Consider the following 2,340-nt stretch of genomic DNA (forward strand, 5'->3'; position numbering starts at 1 on the left):
TCATGCGGATCGCGAAGGGGATCTCCTGCTCGACGAGAAAAGTGAACCATTCCTGGCCGATGAACTCGCGATCCGCCAGCAGCATCCGAACGGTTGAGGCGTCGAAATACGCGAGATACCGCTTCATCAGCGCGATGCGCTGAGCGGTCGTGCTGTTGCCGGAATGCGGGAGCATGGTCCACATCAACGGGACACGGAACCTGGCCGTGATGACGGCCAACACGAGGACGTTAACGTCGGTCTTGCCGATCTTCCAGTTGGTGCGGTCAAGACACAGATGCCAAGGGCGAGGGTTGCCGAGCAGCGAGATCACGATGCCCACGCTCCAATCCTCGGGCAGGCACACGTGTTGGAAGAAGCGTTGCAGACGGCGATAGGTCGATGCAACCATGGCGCGACTTGGCCGCTCGCTCGCGATATGCGTCAGGTTCACCGTTCGGGCGCTGATCATGCCAAGCAGGATCATGCAGAGCGTCTCGAGCCGTGACTTGCCCAACGGCACATGCGGAGTTAGCGTTTTCTGGAGATCGGCGAGAGCACGGATATTCAAGGGACCGTTCCTTTGGCGAGGTCGAGTCCACCAGAAGAATCCGTCTTGCCGGTCTCGGCCACCCCAAAAACGGCTGTGTCGTGTAGTCTGCGCTCGAGGACGTTCGTGAACTTGGCTGCGACGAATGCGCACGTTTCCATGCAACTCGATCTTACACTGCCGACTTTGGAGGAATTCTGCCTCCTCACGGACGGCCTGCGAAATGCCGTTGAATGGCGGTTCTGGAGCGACCACGGGCATCGCGCAGTCAGGCGATGGCGTGATGCCTTCCCGTCCCCGACGTCGCCGATACGCTCCTGACCGGCGGCGCACGACCGACAGCTTTAAACCGTGACCGTTGCCACAGACCGTCGCAAGAGTCTCTATGACTGAGGACGCTGCACAACCGCCGGCTCTCGAGCCGCTTAATGAGGAACACGACCGCTGCCCTTCTACCCATCGAAGCGGCGGCATTGCACGAGCTTCTGATCACCTGTGGTGGCGAGACGCCAAGTCAGGCGCCGGTCAGTCTGACTAATTTTCAAGCCTATAATGTGCGAGATGCGAATGCGTTTCTTCGTACGTCGGATTCGCATTGCGGGCCTTGGCCGAGATGCGGATCGTCATCTTCGACGAAGCCTGTTTCTAAGCAGCGGCACACCGACGGCTCTAACAGGCTGCTGAAAAAGGAAATGGACCTCGACGAACTGCATCAGCCGTCTCGAAGGGATGACAAGATATTGTGCGCAGGCGCTTCCAAAACCGATATGATGTGTCGTCGTAGGAGTCGAAGATGGGCACTCAAGACTTTTTCAGCAGCCTGCTAATGTAGCCGCTCTCTACTACGGGCCCGGCTCAGCGGTCTCACTTACACATATAGGAATGTTTCTCCCGCTGTTCGCGACAACAGCAAATCTTCCGCGGCCTTCGCCGCACCTCCGCCCGAACGCGCGGCCGTAGTAATCGAACCGGCGAAAACCGTTGCCTCTCTGAACATGCTTTTGTTCTTGGAGATCGAGGCGCTCGCCATGTCAGGCTGCACGACGTTTGATGTCTACGGCGCCGTGCGCTGATCCGGTTCGCGAGTGGTGGATCTCGATGCCCGCCTCGCCGCGACCTGATACTTTCTTCAGTCTTCTAGCCCGGATAATTCACGAGAAGGCGGCGGAGGTGGCGTAACCGTCTGAAACTCTGTGTTTTTTGGTTATCAACGCCAAAGATTCAGATTTCAGCAGGACGACCTCCGCCATGGCTCAATCTACGTGCTTCACGCCCCGCCTGTCACCCCTCAATGGCAAGCCGGTCCTGCTCGGGTTTGACGGCGCCGACATGAGCTCCGACGCCGGACTGACCCTGCTGCGCGAGATCGAGCGCAGGGCGGGTCTGGCGCAGCGGCTCGCAGATTGCCTGCACGATCCGCGTGACCCGGCGAAAGTTCAGCATAGCCTGTGCGACATCATCCGGTTCCGGATCATGATGATCGCGGCGGGATATGAAGACGGCAATGACGCGACCGCCCTGCGGTACGATCCCAGCTTCAGGATCGCGCTGGAGCGTGGCCCGGAAACAGGGCCGGTCTTGTGTTCGCAGCCGACGATCTCGCGCATGGAAAACCTGCCAGACGCCCGCGCCCTTATCCGCATGGGCCGCGAGATGGTCCGGTTCTACTGCCACTCGTTTGCGCGCCCCCCAAGCCGGATCGTGCTCGATATCGATGATACCTTTGACGCGGTGCATGGCCACCAGCAGCTGCGCCTGTTCAATGCGTTCTACGACGAGTTCGGCTTCCAGCCGATCGTCGTGTTTGACGG

At 59.5% G+C, this 2,340-nt stretch carries 2 protein-coding genes; one reads left to right on the plus strand and one right to left on the minus strand.

Features of this window, described 5'->3' with window-relative positions:
* Positions 1-550: transposase family protein (locus JSE7799_RS16350; RefSeq protein WP_503089880.1), on the minus strand; the 550-nt coding region annotated here is incomplete at its 3' end.
* Positions 551-1,777: 1,227 nt separating this feature from the next.
* Here JSE7799_RS16350 and JSE7799_RS16355 point away from each other — a divergent pair.
* Positions 1,778-2,340, plus strand: a 563-nt coding sequence (locus tag JSE7799_RS16355; RefSeq protein ID WP_186201985.1) for a transposase, incomplete at its 3' end; no start/stop codon positions are given.

Origin of the sequence: Jannaschia seosinensis (assembly GCF_001408515.1) — a bacterium.
GTDB classification, from domain to species: domain Bacteria; phylum Pseudomonadota; class Alphaproteobacteria; order Rhodobacterales; family Rhodobacteraceae; genus Jannaschia; species Jannaschia seosinensis.